Below are 20,144 nucleotides of genomic sequence, written 5' to 3'. Positions count from 1 at the left end.
TCAGGTGAATGGTCAGTGCTTAGATCCAAATGCAAAAGGTAAAGGTATCGATTAGAAAGCAAGGAGTGCTGTAGTAGCCGCTACAGCTTGCTGAAGAAACAGCTTTTAACGTCCTTGCAACTGTTAATCAATTTTAATTGTAGAAGCTAGAGCTTGCCTAGCAAAGGGCTACGGGCATCCGTAGCCCTTTTTCAAAGCCAAGCAATTTACCACAATCATAATAGCTAACTGTAATTTTCTCCAAGGATACTCAAAGGTGTTTGCTTATACTGCCTATAATCTCCAGCTTCACTCTGAGATCCCTTTTCCCGAACTCAGCAAGAGTGAAGTTGTACAACAACCGGATGTAGTGATTTCGCTGCGCCAGATTAGCCCGTCAGAAACTGAAACAGCCGATGGTGCTAATAAGCTGGTGGCATTTTTAGAGTTAGAAAACTCCATAGCGGGCAGGTTTTTGGTAGAATCAGGACGCAAGATCGTTGTTGAACCAGACCCACGAATTGATGAGGATTTGCTTCGTCCTTGTATTCTTGGACCAATTTTTGCCGTTTTGCTGCGACAGCGATCGCATCTTGTCCTTCATGCCAGTAGTATTGCAATCAATAATGAAGCAGTAGCGTTTTTGGGTCACTCTGGATGGGGTAAGTCAACCTTGGCAAATGCTTTTTACAACCAAGGGTATAGTTTACTTACAGACGATGTGATGGCGATTGAAGTTGAGAGTAACCCTCCGATGACTTTTCCCAGCTTTCCCCAAGTCAAACTATTACCAGATGCAGCCGCTTTTTTAGGATACGACTTTGAAACATTAACTTCAATTCATGCAGGAATAGCAAAACGGAATAATCGTCTTGACCAAGGATTTTCCCAAACTGCTTTACCAGTTAAGCGGATATATGTGCTGGAAAATGTAGCCGCAACCCACAACGAAATACAACCTCTATCACGTCAAAATGCTCTGTTGGAATTAATTCGACACTCTCGTGCTACCGATTTACTAACTACACCAGACTTTGTTAGCTCTCATCTGCGTCAGTGTACCAGTTTAGTGAAGAGTGTGCCGATATTTCGTTTAAAAAGAAAAGGTTCTTTAGCTGCACTACCGGAATTAGTCAAGCTAATAGAAGAAGATATTACTCAAACAATATTTGATAATCTAGATAATATTAAATTGTTTGCATCTGCCTAAAGATATATTTTAAAAAATGAAAAGCAAGGATTTAAAATTTTGAATAGAAGATTAGGCAGAGCGATCGCTCAATTTTATTATCTGCCAAAAACACTGCATTTAGTCTGGAATGCATCTAGAGGATGGACGATCGCCTGGGCTATATTACTAGTTATTCAGGGACTCATGCCAGTTACTACGGTCTACCTGACTCGCTCAGTGGTTGATGGTTTGGTAGCGGTTATCGGGGCTGGAGCAACTTGGCAAAGCGCTCAACCGATTATAGTTCCCGCAGCAATAATGGCTTGTGTCTTGCTGCTGGGAGGAAGTTTACAAACCCTGATGGAATGGGTACGGACAGCTCAATCTGAATTTGTTCGCGACTATATCACCAGCTTGATTCATCAAAAGTCTATAGCAGTAGATTATGCCTTTTATGAATCATCAGAATATTATGATCACCTGAACCGAGCGCGCAGTGATGCCAGCGGTCAATCTCTTTCTCTGCTAGAAAATTTGGGTAATGGAATACAAAACAGCATTACCCTTGTGGCAATGGCAGCAATATTACTTCCTTATGGTGCATGGCTAGCAGTTGTTTTATTAATCAGTGGCCTGCCATCTTTATATATAGTCTTAAATCTTAATCGCTACTATCACCGTTGGTGGCAGCAAACTACCACAGAACGGCGGCGCGTAGAATATTACGATGCACTCCTAACTAACAGCAACACTGCTGGGGAATTACGCTTATTTAACTTGGGTTCTCACTTCCAATCTAATTACCAAAAATCGCGCTATCGACTGAGGTCAGAATATCTACAAATAGTCAAAGTCCAAAGTTTAGGGCGCTTTATAGCGATGATTTTGGGACTTTTAGTTTTTATTGCTCCCTTGAGTTGGATAGTTTGGCAAATTTTGCAAGGAAAGATGAGCCTTGGTGAACTTGCTCTGTTTTTTCAAGCATTTCAACAGAGTCGGGGCGTAATGGTTTCCCTGCTGGGTAATCTCGGACAAATCTATAGAAGTAGCTTATTTATCAGTAATTTATTTGAATTTTTAGAGTTAAAACCGCAAATTATCAGCCCAACCCAATCCCTACCTATTCCCAAGCAGCTAAAAGAGGGAATTAGCTTTCAACAAGTTAGTTTTAGCTATCCTGGTAGCGACCGACCCGTTTTAGAAAATTTTAATCTGACTATTCCGGCGGGTAAAATAGTGGCGATCGTCGGAGATAATGGTGCGGGAAAGAGTACTTTAATCAAACTACTTTGTCGTTTTTATGACCCTGAGTCTGGTTGTATTCAACTAGACGGAATCGATATTCGCAATTTATCAGTTACAGAATATCAGCGTTTAATTACAGTCCTATTCCAGTTTCCTGTTTACTACTACGTCACCGCTGCCGAAAACATTGCTTTCGGTGATTGGTCAGCAACTCCAAGCCCAGATGAGATTGAGTTGGCGGCTAAAGATGCTGGCATTCATGAGAAGATTACTAGCTTACCTCAAAGTTACAACTCAATATTAGGTAAGTTGTTTCCTGAAGGTACAGAACTCAGCGGTGGACAATGGCAGCGTCTTGCTCTAGCAAGAGCATTTTTGCGACGTGCCGAAATCATTATTCTAGATGAACCGACCAGTGCAATGGACCCTTGGGCAGAGTTTGATTGGTTAGAGCGATTCCGCACTATGGCAAATGGACGGACTGCTGTTGTCATTACCCACCGCTTCACTTTAGCAATGCGGGCTGACATAATTCACGTCATGCGTGCTGGTGAGATTGTGGAATCAGGAAGCCATGATGAATTGCTGGCTCAAGGTGGTTTTTATGCCCAGTCTTGGAAAGAGCAAATGGAAGTTACTAGTAATGTTCCTGTTTAACTATGCAAGAAATTCTCTCTCAAAAAGAGGCACAACTGGCAACCGTATCATTACCTAAAATATACGGTATTTCTATCGACTCAAAAGCTTTGGCTAAGTACAGTCGTGAACTTCAGTTAACGGAACCCACCGAGGCACTGTTTAAGCTAGCTCAAGCTATTGCCAGCAGTCCGATCTGGGCAGAAATGCCCGGAAACATCTTAATTGTTCGTTCCACTCCCCAGCCTGCACTCTTTGTATTGGGTTGCTTGAATGAAGCTGGTAGAGTGCGAATTGCTACAGAACTCCAGGATTTGAATCTGAACATGACTCGTCTGCGCTATGTCAGCTATCGTCAAGCGGAAGCGGATTGTGAGCGTCTGGCGAAACAATTAATAGATTGCTTTGGTTACGAGGAATTAAAGCAGTTTCACTTCACTGGGATTCCCCGTGGAGGGCTGATAGTTTTGGGAATGCTGGCTTACGCTTTGGGGCTAACTGCCGACCAGTTAAAACCACCACCATCGCCCGATGTGCCTTGGGTAGTGGTGGATGACTGTGTTTTTACTGGTTCTCGACTGAGCAACTTTTTGCAATCTCATTCTCATCAGGCAGTAATATTTGCCCATCTTTATTCTCATCCAGATTTGCGAAAAGCGATCGCATCTCGTGAACCGCGCGTTCAAGCTTGTTTGAGCGCTCAAGATATTCATGACTATGCACCAGAAGACTTCGGCGATAGTTACCCAGACTGGTACGCACACTGTCTCACACAACTAAATGGAATCCGCTACTGGGTAGGGAAGACAGACAATATCTGCTTTAGCTGGAATGAACCAGATCGCTTTGTTTGGAACCCTGTGACTGAAACCATAGAGGGTAGTTGGCTGTTAATTCCTCCAGAAATCTGCTTGAAAAATCGACTCAAAACTGCTAAGGAAGCTCCTATTATCCAGATGCAGCAGGAGAGTAAAGGACTCATTCAACCAGGGTTGCAAGTCATCTTTGGCGAGTATGAGGGACAGATTGTGATTGGTAATTTGGCAACTCAAGAAAGCTTTTACTTGACTGGTGTGGCTGCTGATATTTGGCAAGCAATTATTGAGTATGGTGAGATAGAGAAAGTCATTACATCATTATTAGAAGACTATGATATTGAAGAAGTTATTCTCCGGCGTGATGTAGAGACATTTGTAAATGATCTATATACCCAGAATTTACTAACAATAGAAGGTAAAAAGTAGATTTTTGAGTAACAGTCATTTGTTTTATTTAAATTCTTTAGTGAAATACGTAAAACTTATAATGTTAACAATGACACAATCTAGAACAAAAAATATAGACATCACCATCTGTCCTGAAATGCAGCTATTGCTTGATTGTGCTTCTACTAAAATAGACGCAGGCAAAACCGAACAAATCAAAAGTTTGATTCAACAAGCAGATTTAAACTGGCAAGAAATTCTCAGTAGTGCATGGCAACACGGTTTGATGCCACTTTTGTATAGTAACTTGAATGCGATCGCGCCAGATACTGTTCCAAAAGATATTCTCAATCAACTTCGCAACATTTTCTACACAAATGCTCAACGCAGTTTAATCCTGACTGGGGAACTTGTGCAACTCCTGCGCCTATTGCAAGAAAATGGGATTGCAGCTATTCCTTATAAAGGGCCTGTTTTAGCAAATTTATTATATGGAAATATTGGATTGCGTCAGTTCTGTGATTTAGATATATTGGTACAACAACAAGATGTTTTAAAATTTAAAACCTTGCTAATGTCTAGAGGATACAGACCAAAAGTTCAATTAACCGAAGCTGAAGAAATTAATTATTTAAAAGATAAAAGTAAACATACTTATAACTTTATAAATGATAGCAAAGACATAATGGTGGAAATTCATTGGCGAATTACACCACGCTATACATCTGCAATTGAAGTTAATTATATTTGGGAAAATCTCCATTCATCTAGCCTTGGTGGTATGAAAATATACACTTTCTCGGCAGAAGATTGGCTACTATTACTCACTAACCACGCATCAAGACATCGTTGGGAAAAGCTCAGTTGGTTAGCAGATATTGCAGAATTACTTAGACAAAATACCGAAATTAATTGGGAAAGAGTGATTCAAAAAGCTAATGATTTTGATTGTAGAAGAATGCTTTTTCTTGGTCTTTTTATGACACGCCAGTTAATAGGACTAAATTTACCAATAGAAGTTATTAACAAAATTACAAATGATCAGAAAGTTGCAAAATTAGCTTCAGAGATTAGTCTAGATATACTTAATCAAACTAATACTAATCATCAGTTTATGCAAAATACTCGCTATCATATTCAGGTAAGAGAGCGTTTGCACAATAAAATTTTGTACTTAGAGTTATTCTGGCGTTGGTTAATCAGAGATAAAAGTGTTTTACTCGACGAATAGATAATCAAGCAATCAAAAATAAGTGATTTAGAACTCTAAAATTTTTATCTTTTATAACTCATATTTCAGCCTTTAATTGTCTATCTGCTTCCGTAACTAATTGTGCATTATACCTCTTGCACGAATGCAAAACTTGCCCTCATCCCCAACCCAGCAATTCTCATTTTGAAATAAAGATAGGACTCCTATTTGATTTTTGAAAAAACTCAGTACACTTTTTGTTCCCTGTTCCCCGTTAAGAGTTCCCTACCTTCACGAGTAAGTTCAGAAATCAAATCGGATTGCTATAGAGTATTAACCCGGATTTTGAAATTTCAAATATAGTACAAATTAACTAGTTCTTCAAAAGATGTTGACAGAATCAAGCAAACACTGTAGTATTTTTGACTGATATTACTATGCTAAAATACATAGCAATATCAAGCTAAGACGAGTAGTAATCTTTGATTCATCCTACTCTGAATTGACTTTTTTGTATTTAGAAGGAAAAATATGACACTAACAGGCAAGTGGTCTGCCGATAACGGTAACAAAGATATTTACGTAATCCAAAATGGGGTTACAGTATTGGTTCATTGGACTGAAACAAATCCATATTGGAACTATTCTTCAGGCATTGTTAAGAACAATGAAGTAAAGATGAGTTTCGGTGGTGGTGATCAGTTGAGTGGGACTATCGCGACGGATGGGAGTAAAATTAGCTGGAACAATGGGAGTTCTTGGAGCCGGGTGAATTGATATTCAACCTCTTCTGGTCAATATTGACTAGAAGGGGAGCCAATTTAAAAGTCCCTTTCCCAAGTTTGCCAGAGGGATTTAGGGTGTAGAGCTTTGCTCTTCAAGGAAGAGTGGGTAAAGATTCATGCAAGAGGTCTATTGTAAAAGCGCGAGTACTTCAAAATTTGTAACTCCTGCCATCGCATACCAATTAACATAGCCATTGAGAGCATATAGCCAGGTTCTTCTAGCTGAGTGAAAATGAAACCATAAATCAACACAGTCAGCATTGTAAATTTGCAAAAGTCATCTAAGCAAATTCGACGCCAGACGATAGACGCAAGATATAAATAAGCTCCTAAACCTACAAATCCAAAATCTCCCCAAATACCAACCCAACCCCAAAGTGGAGCGAAAAAGCTAGAGTCTAACCAAGAAATTTCACTCCAAGCATCCCAAACAGCCTGACTAGCAGGATGGATAGTAGCACCCAATGGTTCCAATAAAAATGAGTAGTCCTTTAACATCCATCCCCCTAATCGTCCAACTGTATGACCTGGCCCAAGACCAAACAACCAATTTAAGGGTGATTTATAAAATGTAGGAATAATTCTAATTGGTGCTAACTTAAGTAATGTCGCTTCACCATCAGGACCGTAAAGTTCTGGTCTAATCCAGGTATTAAAAGCGCTAAATGCTTCTACATTTTGTATGCACCACCACAGCCCGTAACTAATTAAAATTGCAGCTATCAAATACTGTATGGTTTTTCTCAGATCTTGTAATTTAATCATGATCAGTATAAACCAAGCTAGCAGCCAAACTAAAAGCACCTGTTTAGCGTCTGCAAATAATAACTGAAAAAAGGCAGCAGCAATAATGGAAATTCGTAACAATATTGGAGCAGTCTTAGCGCTGATTAAATAATACAAACCAAAGGACATAGATACAGCAGCAGCAACAACATGACCGGAGCCTGTAAGATAGAAAACTCCTTGAACATTGTCTGTTGGTTGCATTTCAGTGACATTCAAAACACCGACGGTGATCAGAAAATGCTGGGCAATACCTAAAAAAATATGAAAACAACCGAAGCGTAATATCCAAGCTCTAAATTTTTTAAAATTTTCTGGAGAAATAGGAATACAAATTATTGCCAGTAAAACTAGAAATGGCTCACTTAGCAACATCAAAGATAAGAATATATTAATTAGCCCAGCTTTATTGAAAAAGGCGCTAGCAGTCATCATTCCCAGCAGAATTAAAAAACCAGCCAGAAGTGCTTTAGCAATTGAAATTTGGTTTTTATTTCTTACTTTAGTTTTAGTGACTACAATTCCACAAGCTATTGGAACGATTAGGAAGTGAACAAAATTGATAGGTGAAGGGAAGCCAATAGAATTAAGAATTCGGGGGAAAAAAGCGGTAGCAAAAGCTAGTAGTATGAGAAGCGAATTTTTAATGTATCCTTCCTGTTTTTTGTAAACTCCTATCCCAGCGTTCATCTATCCCCCTGAATTTACTTAATGTTTCCAACCAAACTTTTGCATTTTGGTATAAATTTCCATGAGTTTTTGGTAATTTTTTTCAGCTGTGTACTTTGCTTCAAACTCTACCCTTGCTTCCTGGCGCATGTCAGCAAGCTTTGCTGGATTTGCTAAAATCCACTCTACCTGGGTTATTAAGTCATTTGCATCACCAGGACGGAAATGAAGCCCAGTTCGACCAGAATCTACCAACTCTGCTACAGCACCAATATTGGCAGCAATCACGGGAGTTCCTTTAGCAAACGCCTCAACTGCAACACGCCCAAAGGTTTCATACCATTTCGAGGGAAAGACCAAAAACATCGCTTCTCCCATCAAATCATGCACTTCTGACATTGGTCTGCGTCCTAGCCATTCTATAGAAGAATGTCGTTTGACAGCTGCTACCACTTCGTTAGCTAAAGGACCATCGCCCACAATTTTGAGAGGTATTTGTACACCGAGATGTTCCCAAGCTTTTAACAGGGTGTCTAAACCCTTTTCCACAGAAAGCCTACCTACAAACAGAGCATAACCACCACTTCCCTTACCAATAGCGGGTTCGGGACTGACAAAATTTGGTTTGACCACAATCTTATCTGCTGGGAGACCACCAGCAATAAATTTCTGTCGAGCAAACTCAGTCAGAGCTATGTATAAATCCACCGTCTTTACCCAAGTACTCATCAGCCCATGCACAGTCAGCATTGTCGCAACACCAACACTTGCCACTTTGCTGTTGCGATAACAACCATGCAATACTCCTGGATAGGGAACAGATAGCCCCAAGCAGTCTTCACAAATGTTTCCATTACGGAAAAATAAAGCGTTGGGACACAAAAGACGGTAATTGTGTAAGGTCTGAACTATGGGTACTCCTTCTTTTTTTGCTGCATAGTACGCTGACGGGGAAATTAGCGGAAAAAAATTTTGTATATGCACTACATCATAAGGTTGTTCCTTCAATAGATGTTTGACTTTTTGATAAGCTTCTTGAGACCAAATTGTTTTCGTAATCTTGCTGAAGTTGCTCAATCCTGCCATACGATCATTATTTTCTTCATATACTTCAACATGATGTCCTCTCTCACGTAAGAGTCTGACTTCAGCTTCATGACACTCATCCTCTCCTCCTCGAATCTGATAGCGGTTATGAATAGATAAGATATGCATTATTTAAGTACCAAACATATATTTAGCAATAAATTTATTTTTTCTCATCAGATATACAGTTAGCCAACTTAATAAAAAGCTGCAAACAGAAAATATTATTAAGGAAAACATCGTTACTTTTGCCATCAAAATTGGCAGATTTTTCTCTAATAAAAATTGAAATATATTTATATAAAATATATGAATTAAATAAATACCAAACGAACAAGATCCTAAGCTATTAATCAAGCTATTACTTGTCAAATATTTTGATAAATAAATACCCAAAAATAATAGTGAGAATCCTAATAATAAATCCTGCACGACAATAGGTAATATTAGCTTGCCATAACTACAAACAGTAAGAAAACAAACAAACAAAAAGAGGATAATATATTTAACATTTTTAGTATACTTTTGACTGGAAATTAATCGCTGAAAAACCATTGCAATGAAAAGATATGGAAGACATCTGATTATAAAAGCTACTTCAACAAATACGATTCTCCAGAGCGGAATTTCATTTGCATTAGGTGCTATTAATTTCACTATATTTTGAAAAGCGATATTAGGACCTAGCTGAAAATCATTTCCAGATACTACAAATAAATTATATGTAACTGTACTGACTATACTTAAAAAAACTATTACAATCAGTCTACTATGCCGTCTGACTAAATACTCTGCAATTATTAATAAACAAGTGCCTACTATCAAAAGAGGTAAGTAGTATAATTGCAGCGATGCACCTCCAAAAAAAATCATTGAAACTGGATCTAAAAATAAATCTTTAATTTTATCTGGTTGTTTGCTAATGTTAAACATCAGTATTTTAGAAAATAAATAAAATACAGTCCAGATAATGTAGGGTACGATAATACGCTGAAATCTTTGCTTCCAAAAATCAACAGATAATCCTGTATATACTTTGCCCATCGAGAAATAAAAAGATGTAGCTAGGAAAAAGGGAACTGCAAAAGAAAAGAGGCTTCTAAATTCTGATGCTAAAGGGCTTATATAACCCCAAGTTTGATCACCAGAATGTAATAAAACAACAGCATATGCTGCAATTCCTCGGCATAGATCTACACCAGCCAATCTTGATTTTTGCATATTCTCTGCTGATAAAAATACTGTGAGCGTATTGATAAACTTCATCAAAGCAAACTGTTCTCGCAGTCTTACTTAATTTGTCAGCTAGCAATACGTCATTATACCTTTTTATCACTTTTTACAGAGAATAATCTTTAAACCTCGTTTGGACTTAATTTTGTAATCGATTTTGGATTTTGGATTTTAGATTAACCGACCATTCCGAGCAGGGTACAAGAAAGCGGATTTATCCGTGGAATAAATCGAATGGGGGTTAGGGGGAGGGACTTGTACTCTGCTCGGAATGATTGGTCATACAAGAAAGAGGATTAGTTCGAGTGAAGCAACATCGGCTTAGGCTGATTGCTATTTGGTGCTGCGATTTCTTCATAAAGTTGAGCTAAAGCTAAACCCATAACTTCTCGGTCAAAGACATCTCTGACTCTGGTTTGTGCGGCTTTACTCATGCAGATTCTAAGTTCTACATCTTCTGCTAAACGGGTCATTGCTACAGCTAAATCCTCTACGGCTTGTTGGGGTGTGTGAGCAGAAACTTTAAAACCAGTTTCAGATGTGACCTGAACAGCAGGTCCTCCTAAATCCAAGCACAGCACTGGACGACCAGCTGCCATTGCTTCTAGACAAACCCAACCGCCAGAGTCATGGAGGCTAGGATGAACCAGCGCAATGCACTGGCTTAATTTCTCTAAGCTTTGCTCTCGTGGTAGCCTACCCCAAAATTTCACCTTTTCGGCAATTCCCAGTTCTTCGGCCAGATTTTGCAATCTTTGGCGTTCAGGCCCATCACCTAAAATCCAGTACTCCGCATCTGGTAGATTAGCTTTAGCAAAGGCACACACTCCCAGGTGAAAACCTTTCCAGTGCAATAATCTACCCATACTAATAAATCTAACGGTGGAGTCGGTGGGCATTGGAAACTGAGCAAGATCGAGAATCTCTTGTTTGGGTAAACCTGATTCGCAAATCACTTCTACCTTATTGATACCCATTTTGCGAATGCGTTCAGCGGTATCCTCTGTTGTGGCTCGGACTACAGCACTTTTTTTTGCAGTCAAATGAACAAATGGGTCGAGTTCACCCAACCAGCGAACCAAGGTGCGTGCAGTTTCGTACGCTTTAGCACGCAGACTAAAATCTCGCCAAAAAGCTTTTGGCGCAGATTCTCCGCCACCAACCGGACCCCAAATAAAAGGAACAGGTAACAGCGATAGGAAACTAGGATTAGAATATTTTACAAAAGTAACGTGATGAATGGCATCAAAGCCAATTTGGCGATGCAGGCGACGGGCAACAAAATATGCTTGAATTTGCCAAAGGTAGTAGTGAATTTGCATCGCCCCTGATTGGTTCCAACGCCACAGGCTTCCCAGGATAGGTAAATTAAAATACACAAAGTGCAAGTTAGGGACTGGGTTGCGAGCTAATTCTGCTTCAATAATGTCGCCACTTTCATCAGGTCTGGTCAATACCCAGACCTCATGGTATTTGGCGACTTCTCGCGCGACACTCCAGCCCACACCAGGCTCAGAACCTCTACCCGGTTCACATGAGTATGCAGATATCAGGATTTTCATACTTAAAATACTTGTCGTTTAATCTTGATGACTGGCTGCTTGTGTCAGTTCTCGCCATGCGTAAAGGAGCCGACGCTCTTTCCACTTAGTTACTGACTCACCAAATCCTGCTGTAGTTTTAATCATGAGTAAACTTCCATCTAATTCAAATTGAACAATGTTCAGCAAATTTTATACTGAATTATTTAGGGATTATTTTTCGCAAAAACTATAGAATTATAAACATTTAAATAACCTAAAGCTACTTCACGTGGCTCGAATTGTTTTCGTGCAAATTCTTCTGCACGCTTTGACCAATTATGAAGCATAGCTGGTTGACTAAGAGCTGCTCGCAGACGATCAGCTGAAACTTGAGGATTTGCCGATAACAAAAGACCTAAGTCATGCTGACGAAAAAGTTCAGCAAAATTAGGCATCTCAGTCACTGCACAAGGAACTCCTAAAGACATAGCCTCAACTATTGACACCGGAAACCCCTCCCAACGAGAGGTTTGAATGTAAAGGCTAGCATTAGCCAAAACTTGTAATTTTTCCTCGTTAAATACTGGCTTGTGGAAATAAACATTAGGAGGAGAGTTACGTTGAAGATTTGTAAGTTTTTTTATAGTTTTTAGTTCTTCATTTCCATATAAATGAAACTCTACTTCTGGTAAAAATTGAGCTATCTTTACTAAAATATCTAATCCTTTATGTAGAACATCGAAACGACCCAAGAAAACTAATTTTTTAGCTTCTACATTACCCTTCCATTTATAATTCATTAACTTATGGCTATCAAAAGGATTTGCTACCCAGCTAACTTTACCTTGGTAACTGGGTACAAAAGCACGCACCGTTTTTTCCTCTTTAGGTGTTACTACTGTAATTGCAGATGCTTGAGAAAATCTTTTTTTCTCTATAAACAAGCTATACAGTATTTTTTTTGCTTGACTCCGCTGAGAGTCTAATCCACCATGTGGAGTAATGACGTATGGAATTTTATCTTGAACTAAATTTTTTGCGAAGGAAGCTTGCGTGGGAATAAATACTGAGTGCATGTGTACAATCTGTGGCGTGTCAGTATGTAGTAATGATTTGAAAGTTTTCGTGTCATAGTACCAATTATTTGCTGAAATAGAAATTAACTTAATACCAACAGCTTCAGCTAATGTTTTTGCAGCTTCATTTGGTGGGCTATCTAGCAATAAAGTTACCTCATGACCAAGTAAAGCTTGTTCTCTAGCAACTAACCAGATTGTTGTATTTACTCCATCTACTACATGTGGAGAAGAATGTGAACCCAAATGTAAAATTTTCATTGCCACACCCATGTAAAATACATCATTAAATCTTTCAAAATATTTGACTATCAAATATCAATTAATTGATGATGAATATTTTGATTGTTCTAGAACTTTTTCATAGACTTGTGCTACCTTATCTCCTGTGTTTTCCCAGGAAAATGACCTAGCTCTTGCTAAACCTTTTTCTTGCAAATGTTGATAATAGATAGAATCTTGAGAAAGGTGTAATACTTTCTCTGCTATTGCTTGACTATCTTTTGGATCAATCATAATACCCGCATTTCCTACTACTTCAGGCATAGCTGAAACGTTTGAGGTAATCACAGGGGTTCCACAAGCCATTGCTTCTATGATTGTGATCCCAAATCCTTCATGAAATGAGGGTGCTATTAAGATATCAGCAGCGTTATAAATTTGAACCAGAGTTGATTTATCCGGTTTTCCTAAATAGGTAACATGACTTTCAATTCCTTGAGTTTGGATAAATTTTTGCTCATTATCTCTAAATGGTGAACCTGCTTTCCAAAAATGTATTGATAGTCCTTTATCTTTTAAAATTTTTACTACCTGAAGAATTGTAGGAATGTTTTTACGTGGATGATCATTTCCTACGTTCAGTAGACAAATTGTGTTTGATGAAATTCCTTGTTGTTGACGAAAAAAATCTGACTGTTTTTTGGATAATAGTTGAAATACAGGATCAACCGTATTAGGAATGACAGTAATACGTGTTGGCTCAATATTTAGTATTTGAGTAGTATCTTTAGCTGTTACAGAAGAAACTGTGACAATATGATTGGCGTGCTGCATCGCTAGCACAGAGTTCACCCATAGTCGGTGACTAATTATCGGTAACTGCTGTGAACCTTGAAGATTATCGCGATAGAAATAGTTAATCAAGTCATGACAAGTTACAACAATAGGTATGTCTGTTTTCTTTAACCAATTAACAATATGACCTTCACTATGGTCGATAATATGAAAGATATCTGCTGTTTGCTTTTTGACTCGACTTGGAAAACCCCAGAAACGCTCATAATATTTTTTCCCTCTAATCAACAAAGAACGACTGCTTCTATCAATCGAATGAGGTGTTAGTTCAACAATCTCCCAATCTGGTCTAACAATTCGTAATCCCGAAATCAGACTATCAGCATAGACATCCATACTAAAGTTGGGCATTGTACGCACAATTACTACACGCATTGTTACCCTATTGCTGCAATTGAATTTGATCAAAGCTAAACTTGATGGATTTTGGATCAAGTATGAAGGCTGATTGCATATTCTCCTTTCTTTTGATTCAGGACTATGTTCCAAAGACTAATTAAGCGTTCAGCAATTCGTTCATGGGTATAATTTTGAGCTACTCTAGTAATGCAGTAGCATCCTACATCTTGCCACCAACTAGGTTCCTGGATCATTCGCTCTAGGATAGCTGCTAAAGCTTGGGGATCTCCTTCTGGAAACACTAAATCGTCTCGGCCGATGACATTGGGAATTTCACCAGAACTTGAACCAACCACTGGTACACCCATTGCCATTGCTTCTATAAGCACATGACCAAATTGCTCTTTCCAAGTATCGGTGGTGCGTGAAGGCAAAACCAATACATGAAACTTGCTAATTTCCTCTGGTGCTTGCTCGTGGCGTACTGAACCCTGCCAAAAGACTAAATCGGCAACCTGCTGTTTCTGTGCTTCTTGTTTCAGTGATTCTTCGTAATAACCGGAGCCACACAAAACAATTTGATACTTGAGACCCCGTTCTTTCAGGAGCCGAGCTGCTGCAAATATGGTATCAATACCTTTTTCTGGAACCAATCTTCCGAGAAAACCGATACAAAACTCTTGATTTTTGTCTCTTTTTGATAATTGCGGACTGAATAAACTAGTATCTACTCCCATCTGGGGCATAACTTCCATCAAGCCAGTATAACCCCACTGGCGCAGCAAATTTGCTCCATCCTGATTGCCAGGAAGTATTAATTGTGAGGTGTTGAGGACAAATTGGCGTACCCAGTGGCGCGGTCTTGGTAGGGTACGTTCCATGTTCTCCCAACCAAATACGACTAGTGGCTTACCAGTGATTCGGCTCCAAACTGCTAGCTCAAAAGCACAAAGGGAAAAGACTTCTTCCTCAACTTGCACTAAATCGGGTTGAAAGTCATTGACTACTTTCCAGATTTGCCAAGGTGCATAAATGTGAGCGCCACCGCGACCTGTAAATAATACAGGTGCTGTATAAATTTTGATTTTGGGGTAGGCTTTTTCTACTTCCAAGAAGCGATTCCACTCCAGAGCTTTCCAGTTACTGGGAGTTAGCAAACCTACTTCGACTTTGCCAGTTTGGGCGATCGCGTTCAATTTTCCCTGATTCACTCCTACTACATAGGTGTGACTGATAAAAAGTACGCGTCGGTATGAGTCCGCCATGAATTTGTCGTTTTATACTATACTACGGCTACAGATAGCTGAAAATTGTTTCGGCATACTTTCCAGCAGAGTGTTGTCGGGCAAAATTTCGAGCAGTAATCGGATCTAAAAATTTTTCTGGCGACTCCTGCAAAAACCGAGTTAAACCTTGGGCAATTTCACTTACCACTACCGAATTTACATTTAGACCTAATTTGTAGTGGCGTGTCCACTCGCCCATCAGTCCGTAATCACTACATAAAACAGGTTTTTGAGCAGCAGCGGCCCGAATCAGAGTATTGCTTGTCCCTACATGACGTTGATGGGTAGTTAATACCACATCTGATATACGGAAATAAGACTGAATTTCCCTCTCCTTGACAAACTGATCGCGAGTGATGATTTGTACTGGTAGAAGCTCACAGAGTTGCATGATTTTAGCTTTTACCTGTGGTTTGTCTGCGCTACTGATACAACCAACTAGTAACAAACAAAATTTCTGGCACAGATCGGGCGGTAGCATAGCCACTGCATCTAGAATTTGATGAATGCCTTTGCGTCCGTCTATAATGCCAAACATCAGAAATACCAGACGACCTGGTTCAATTCCTAAGTTCGCTTTGAAAGAATTAGCTTTAAATTCGCTATCGGAATAAGTCTGTACTGGATCGGGTAAGTAGACTACTTGAGTATTGCTGCTTTCTTGGTTAAGATGCTTGACTGCAAACTGATCTAAGCTAAATAGGGTTTTAAACTGGGGATGGCGCAGAGCTAAAGAAATGTGAACACGTTCTTGCAAATGGCGGATGCGATCTTTTTGCGAAAGAGTAATATCTTGAAAATCTCCGTAGTGAAATCTTGGTCGGAAGTAAATACCAGAAAAAGCACAAGGGAGCTTGCGACGTAACACAACTGATAACTGAAAGGTATCAAAGTACATTAACAAGCATTCTGTAGTGCCTAGATTTTTGGCATATCGACTCATTAAGCTCCATTCGCGCAAAGCACGTGCTTTGCGTCGCGTGAAGGTAGACCAAGGACCAAGTTCAGCCTCTTCTTCGGTAGTAATCGGGACAAAACGCAGGCGATCGCTTCTGTAAGTTGCAGCTAAATCCACTACGTCTTGATGTTGCTTTAAAAACTGGGGCATAACTACAATATCTATGTATACTGGTAAGTCATGTTCACCCCAGTAACGAATCAAATGTTGAATGAAAGCACCATGATGACCACCACAAGACATATCAAACAGCATTATCCGACGCCGACTGAGTGCTTTGTGCTTCAACTGTGGCTCTGTTAGCTTATAAGATGTTGTCATCTTTTATCCTCTTGAGCGACTGTTTTTAGCTAAATTGCGCTTGTGGCAACCGCGTTTAACTAATCAAGTATATAGAAAATGTTTGCTGCTATTTACTTTTTCGTGTCAAGTTGTCAATGCTGAATGTGTAATCGCAAGTATTACACTATGTAATAACTAGCTAGAATTCATGATTTTATTTGTGCCAACTATTACCCTTGTGCGTAGTGTGCTGTGAGTCTTCGCGCCAGCAACTTTCTTGCCCAACGCTTTAGTCTACCCGAACCGTAAACTACTTTGAATACAGGGGAAAAAAGAATATCTGGGAGATACTCACCCCACTGCAACAGCCACTTTTGATGGAGAGAACTGAAGGTACAGAATTGTGGATGATTCACAAGCTGACGATGAAGTTCTTTCGTTTGTGCCTTTGGTAGACCTTTGAGACGGGACATCAAGTAAACATCATGACAATATAGTAAATTAAAGCTCACAGATTTGAGCTTTTCTGCAACTACCTCACCATAAATACGTCTTAAAAACTGTTTTTGTTCTCTATGAATTGCTTCACCAACACTTTGACCTCGTTCTAGAGAATCCACGGTCAAACTTACCTGACTGGTTGTATTTCCTCCATGAAAGCGAAATTTACTTAACGCTTCTGAAATAGATTCAACTACCGTAATAAATGGCGCTAAAAAGGAGACCAAACTATCTGCATTGCGCCGAAATGTCTCATTTAGAGGAAAGATCAATTCAGCAACTTCTCGTCGAACACTCAATGCAGATGCTGGAGGTACACCTGCTGGTGGAAGACCACCATTTTCTAAAGTCTCAAGTGCAACCCAACCAGAAGATAACTTCTTGAACATAGGAGTCGGTCTAAGCAAGTTTCCCTGACCATCAATTTGCATGACATTATGAATGACAAAGCCATATTGAGGATCAGATTTAAAAGCTTCTACAACTTTTTCCAACTTCCTATCCATCCAGAGATCATCTGCATCTAGTAAGCAAATGATTTGACCTTTACTCTTCTGGTAGGCTGCATTTAAAGCACTAGCAACACCACCATTTTGTTTGCTTATGAGTTTGATTCTAGAATCCTGATGAACATACTTAGCAATGACATCACAGGAGTTGTCAGTGGAACCATCATCACAAACAATGATTTCAAAGTTTTGATATGTCTGGTTCAAGACGCTTTCTAAAGTCTCATTGATGTATCTGTCGTAATTGTAGTTGGCAATGATCACAGATACTAATGGGCTATCAGGAAGCTGTGGTAATTTAATTGGTTGCAGTTTTTCAGTTTGCAGTTCTTGCATGGGCTTTCCTCATAAGTTTTTATTTTGCTTTAAATTGGCAATACCTCTTTAGATTTTGATGGGATTGTCTCTAAGGAAAGTTGAGAATATATTTCTTGTAAATATTCTTTCATTGCAGTTTCTTGAGGTCGAAATGAGAAGTGTCCAGCAAAGATATTATTGAGGACAATGATTGGTCTAGACAAGCTCATACAATCCTTACATAAATGTGACTCATCTAGCCCAAGACCACCTTGGGAAAAAGAAGTTCGTAAGCCACCTATTCTTTCCCAAAGTTCTTTTTCAAATAAAATAGCTCCTATACTAAATCGATGGGGTACTGGTGAATAACTGAAAGGTTGTGTTCTGATGTAATTAGCTGTATCATCAAACGGCAAGCTTTTTTCCCATAACCACTTAGCTGCTTCTCCATCAGATTGTGCTTTAATATCACTAGCAGCATGTATAAGTTCGCCGAATTTTTCTTTATATTCTTTCTCGGCAGCAATAGTTTTAAGAAAATTAATGTAAGAATAACCATTAACATTCAGAATCGGAGCGCAAACTCCAGGATAATATAATCCTTCTTTCTGAATACGCAAATAACCTTCTTGCAGATCATCGAAAAATCCCTCGGAGATGAAAATATCTTCATCTAATTTGTAAATCCATTTCGCCTGTGGATGGTTAGCTATTGCTAAGTTTTGTACGAGTGCAACTTTGTTGTCTTTTGTATAAAGGTATGACCAACCTAGATTTTCTGCTAATTGTGCTAAGGGAGCAACATACAAGCCAGAAGAAGCTATACACACATCAATATCAGATGGAATAAACTTGGCTATTCTATTTAAAGTTAAAGGCCACAGAAAATCTTTGTAACCAGCAAGGATAACAAGAAGACGCTGACTACCTTTACTTCTATCAATGAATTTATAAGAACCATTAAAGTTTAACCAAGTTATCCATCTCATTAACAAGCTAGTATTAGCTTCAAGTTTGATAGGCACTTTTGGAAGACGAGCATTTTGTTTATGAGATGATTGTTTTGATTTACTGATTGTCATCTGAATTGATATCTCTATATAATGTGTACTTGATAAAAAATGTCTTTATCAAACCCTTTGTTAATGTATCTGATAATTTAGGATTTACAATCAATCCTAAGTTGTAGTTGCTATTTCTTTTTCAAACAAACCAAGCGCTCTCAATACAGCTTGATCCATATCATAGTACTTGTAATCTGCAAGTCTTCCGGCAAAAATTACTGTTCCGTTTAACTTCTCTACTTCTTTCAGGTAAAGATCCAGGCGATCGCGATTTTCTTCATTTAATATTGGATAATAAGGATCATTTTTTCCAGGTATATAAGCTTGAGGATATTCTCTTACCAAGGTAGTTTTAGGAGAAGTTTGTCCTGACAAATATTTCTGTTCAGTGATCCGAGTAATATCGTAATCGTTAGGGTAATTGACGGTTCCAACCTCTTGATACCACTCTTGATCTAATGTTTCAAACTCAAAATTTATACTACGGTATGGCAATTCACCATACATATAATCAAAGAATGTATCAATCGGACCAGTACAAATTATCCGATTAAATTGAACATCATTGATAATCTCGCGGTAATCTGTATTTAGAAGTACCTTAATGTTGGTATGAGCTAACATCCGACGAAACATTTCAGTGTAACCAAGCTTGGGCATAGCTTGATAAGGATCTTGAAAATAACGGTTATCTCGACTGATGTAGACTGGAACACGTCCTGTGACTCCCCTATCCAATTCTTCTGGTTTAACTCCCCACTGCTTCATGGTGTAGCGCAGGAAGACATTTTCATAGATGTAATCAGCTAAAAAAGTGAGATCTCCACTTGCACTTTCACGTAGTTTTAGAATGGGTACTTTGACCCCAAAACCAAAGTTTTCTAGAAGCAGAGCTTCTAACTTTTCTGCATATTTTGGTGGGAAAAGAGCATAGAGTGAATTTAGATTAAAAGGTATAGGAACTTTTTTTCCTTCTAACACTCCAAGGACATGGTGATAGTAATGTCTCCACTCAGTAAATTGAGAAAGGTAATCCCAAACTTTTTTCGATTTGGTGTGGAAAATATGGGGACCGTATTTATGTACTAAAATGCCATGTTCATTGTAATGATCGTAGGCGTTGCCACCGATGTGATCTCGTCGTTCTACAATTAAAACTCTCTGTGCAAGTTGAGTGGCAATTCTTTCAGCTAGCACACAGGCTGAATATCCAGCACCTATTATTAACCAATCAAATTTCATAGA

General features: G+C 38.9%; 16 protein-coding genes. 5 read left to right on the top strand and 11 right to left on the bottom strand.

The genetic code is table 11. The features are described from left to right. Positions 1-256: 256 nt before the first annotated feature. From B4U84_RS05825 to B4U84_RS05805, 5 genes are all read left to right on the top strand, one after another. The gene (locus B4U84_RS05825) at positions 257-1,189 is read left to right on the top strand and encodes a serine kinase (RefSeq protein WP_131116068.1); all 933 of its coding nucleotides are present in this window, start codon (positions 257-259) and stop codon (positions 1,187-1,189) included. A 39-nt stretch (positions 1,190-1,228) separates the two neighbouring features. Then, positions 1,229-3,052 carry an ABC transporter ATP-binding protein gene (locus tag B4U84_RS05820; protein ID WP_131116066.1) on the top strand — a complete coding sequence of 608 codons (1,824 nt, stop codon included), beginning with the start codon at positions 1,229-1,231 and terminating at the stop codon, positions 3,050-3,052. Positions 3,053-3,054: 2 nt separating this feature from the next. Continuing rightward, the gene (locus tag B4U84_RS05815) at positions 3,055-4,275 is read left to right on the top strand and encodes a PqqD family peptide modification chaperone (protein ID WP_131116064.1); all 1,221 of its coding nucleotides are present in this window, start codon (positions 3,055-3,057) and stop codon (positions 4,273-4,275) included. A gap of 70 nt (positions 4,276-4,345) precedes the next feature. Continuing rightward, positions 4,346-5,467, top strand: a complete 1,122-nt coding sequence (locus B4U84_RS05810; RefSeq protein ID WP_242677549.1) for a nucleotidyltransferase domain-containing protein — start codon at positions 4,346-4,348, stop codon at positions 5,465-5,467. A 492-nt stretch (positions 5,468-5,959) separates the two neighbouring features. Further along, positions 5,960-6,205: a hypothetical protein gene (locus B4U84_RS05805; protein ID WP_017309296.1), complete on the top strand. Its 246-nt coding sequence runs from the start codon at positions 5,960-5,962 to the stop codon at positions 6,203-6,205. 122 nt (positions 6,206-6,327) lie between these two features. Here B4U84_RS05805 and B4U84_RS05800 read toward each other — a convergent pair whose 3' ends face one another. The 11 genes from B4U84_RS05800 to glf form a co-directional block, all read right to left on the bottom strand. Further along, positions 6,328-7,689 carry a hypothetical protein gene (locus B4U84_RS05800; RefSeq protein WP_017309297.1) on the bottom strand — a complete coding sequence of 454 codons (1,362 nt, stop codon included), beginning with the start codon at positions 7,687-7,689 and terminating at the stop codon, positions 6,328-6,330. An 18-nt stretch (positions 7,690-7,707) separates the two neighbouring features. Beyond that, entirely contained in the window at positions 7,708-8,883 is a 1,176-nt protein-coding gene (locus tag B4U84_RS05795; protein ID WP_017309298.1) for a glycosyltransferase family 4 protein, read from the bottom strand. 3 nt (positions 8,884-8,886) lie between these two features. Then, a complete protein-coding gene (locus tag B4U84_RS05790; protein WP_242677548.1) occupies positions 8,887-10,020 on the bottom strand; it encodes an acyltransferase family protein in 1,134 nt (377 codons plus the stop codon). 263 nt (positions 10,021-10,283) lie between these two features. Beyond that, the gene (locus B4U84_RS05785) at positions 10,284-11,549 is read right to left on the bottom strand and encodes a glycosyltransferase family 4 protein (protein ID WP_017309300.1); all 1,266 of its coding nucleotides are present in this window, start codon (positions 11,547-11,549) and stop codon (positions 10,284-10,286) included. Between the two features lie 185 nt (positions 11,550-11,734). Beyond that, the gene (locus B4U84_RS05780) at positions 11,735-12,847 is read right to left on the bottom strand and encodes a glycosyltransferase family 4 protein (protein ID WP_165490248.1); all 1,113 of its coding nucleotides are present in this window, start codon (positions 12,845-12,847) and stop codon (positions 11,735-11,737) included. 57 nt (positions 12,848-12,904) lie between these two features. Then, positions 12,905-14,038: a glycosyltransferase family 4 protein gene (locus tag B4U84_RS05775; protein WP_131116060.1), complete on the bottom strand. Its 1,134-nt coding sequence runs from the start codon at positions 14,036-14,038 to the stop codon at positions 12,905-12,907. Between the two features lie 56 nt (positions 14,039-14,094). Next, complete coding sequence (locus B4U84_RS05770) at positions 14,095-15,267, bottom strand: glycosyltransferase (protein ID WP_017309304.1); 1,173 nt, start codon at positions 15,265-15,267, stop codon at positions 14,095-14,097. 28 nt (positions 15,268-15,295) lie between these two features. Beyond that, entirely contained in the window at positions 15,296-16,567 is a 1,272-nt protein-coding gene (locus B4U84_RS05765) for a glycosyltransferase (RefSeq protein WP_131116058.1), read from the bottom strand. A gap of 191 nt (positions 16,568-16,758) precedes the next feature. Then, positions 16,759-17,874, bottom strand: coding sequence for a glycosyltransferase family 2 protein (locus tag B4U84_RS05760; RefSeq protein WP_131116055.1), 1,116 nt, complete (start codon positions 17,872-17,874; stop codon positions 16,759-16,761). Positions 17,875-17,903: 29 nt separating this feature from the next. Then, positions 17,904-18,917 carry a hypothetical protein gene (locus B4U84_RS05755; RefSeq protein ID WP_131116053.1) on the bottom strand — a complete coding sequence of 338 codons (1,014 nt, stop codon included), beginning with the start codon at positions 18,915-18,917 and terminating at the stop codon, positions 17,904-17,906. A 96-nt stretch (positions 18,918-19,013) separates the two neighbouring features. Continuing rightward, the gene (glf, locus tag B4U84_RS05750) at positions 19,014-20,141 is read right to left on the bottom strand and encodes a UDP-galactopyranose mutase (RefSeq protein ID WP_131116051.1); all 1,128 of its coding nucleotides are present in this window, start codon (positions 20,139-20,141) and stop codon (positions 19,014-19,016) included. Positions 20,142-20,144 lie beyond the last annotated feature (3 nt).

This window comes from Westiellopsis prolifica IICB1 (assembly GCF_004323185.1).
In the GTDB taxonomy this organism is placed as follows: Bacteria; Cyanobacteriota; Cyanobacteriia; order Cyanobacteriales; family Nostocaceae; genus Pelatocladus; species Pelatocladus prolificus_A.
This window is presented reverse-complemented; position numbering and strand designations above follow the sequence as displayed.

Bases quoted from the DNA above. Each gene is read 5' to 3' on its own strand.
- B4U84_RS05795 (WP_017309298.1), bottom strand. From the start codon at position 8,883: ATGCATATCTTATCTATTCATAACCGCTATCAGATTCGAGGAGGAGAG.
- B4U84_RS05780 (WP_165490248.1), bottom strand. From the start codon at position 12,847: ATGAAAATTTTACATTTGGGTTCACATTCTTCTCCACATGTAGTAGAT.
- glf (WP_131116051.1), bottom strand. From the start codon at position 20,141: ATGAAATTTGATTGGTTAATAATAGGTGCTGGATATTCAGCCTGTGTG.
- B4U84_RS05770 (WP_017309304.1), bottom strand. From the start codon at position 15,267: ATGGCGGACTCATACCGACGCGTACTTTTTATCAGTCACACCTATGTA.
- B4U84_RS05775 (WP_131116060.1), bottom strand. From the start codon at position 14,038: ATGCGTGTAGTAATTGTGCGTACAATGCCCAACTTTAGTATGGATGTC.
- B4U84_RS05765 (WP_131116058.1), bottom strand. From the start codon at position 16,567: ATGACAACATCTTATAAGCTAACAGAGCCACAGTTGAAGCACAAAGCA.
- B4U84_RS05815 (WP_131116064.1), top strand. From the start codon at position 3,055: ATGCAAGAAATTCTCTCTCAAAAAGAGGCACAACTGGCAACCGTATCA.
- B4U84_RS05805 (WP_017309296.1), top strand. From the start codon at position 5,960: ATGACACTAACAGGCAAGTGGTCTGCCGATAACGGTAACAAAGATATT.
- B4U84_RS05760 (WP_131116055.1), bottom strand. From the start codon at position 17,874: ATGCAAGAACTGCAAACTGAAAAACTGCAACCAATTAAATTACCACAG.
- B4U84_RS05810 (WP_242677549.1), top strand. From the start codon at position 4,346: ATGACACAATCTAGAACAAAAAATATAGACATCACCATCTGTCCTGAA.
- B4U84_RS05800 (WP_017309297.1), bottom strand. From the start codon at position 7,689: ATGAACGCTGGGATAGGAGTTTACAAAAAACAGGAAGGATACATTAAA.
- B4U84_RS05755 (WP_131116053.1), bottom strand. From the start codon at position 18,917: ATGACAATCAGTAAATCAAAACAATCATCTCATAAACAAAATGCTCGT.
- B4U84_RS05790 (WP_242677548.1), bottom strand. From the start codon at position 10,020: ATGAAGTTTATCAATACGCTCACAGTATTTTTATCAGCAGAGAATATG.
- B4U84_RS05785 (WP_017309300.1), bottom strand. From the start codon at position 11,549: ATGAAAATCCTGATATCTGCATACTCATGTGAACCGGGTAGAGGTTCT.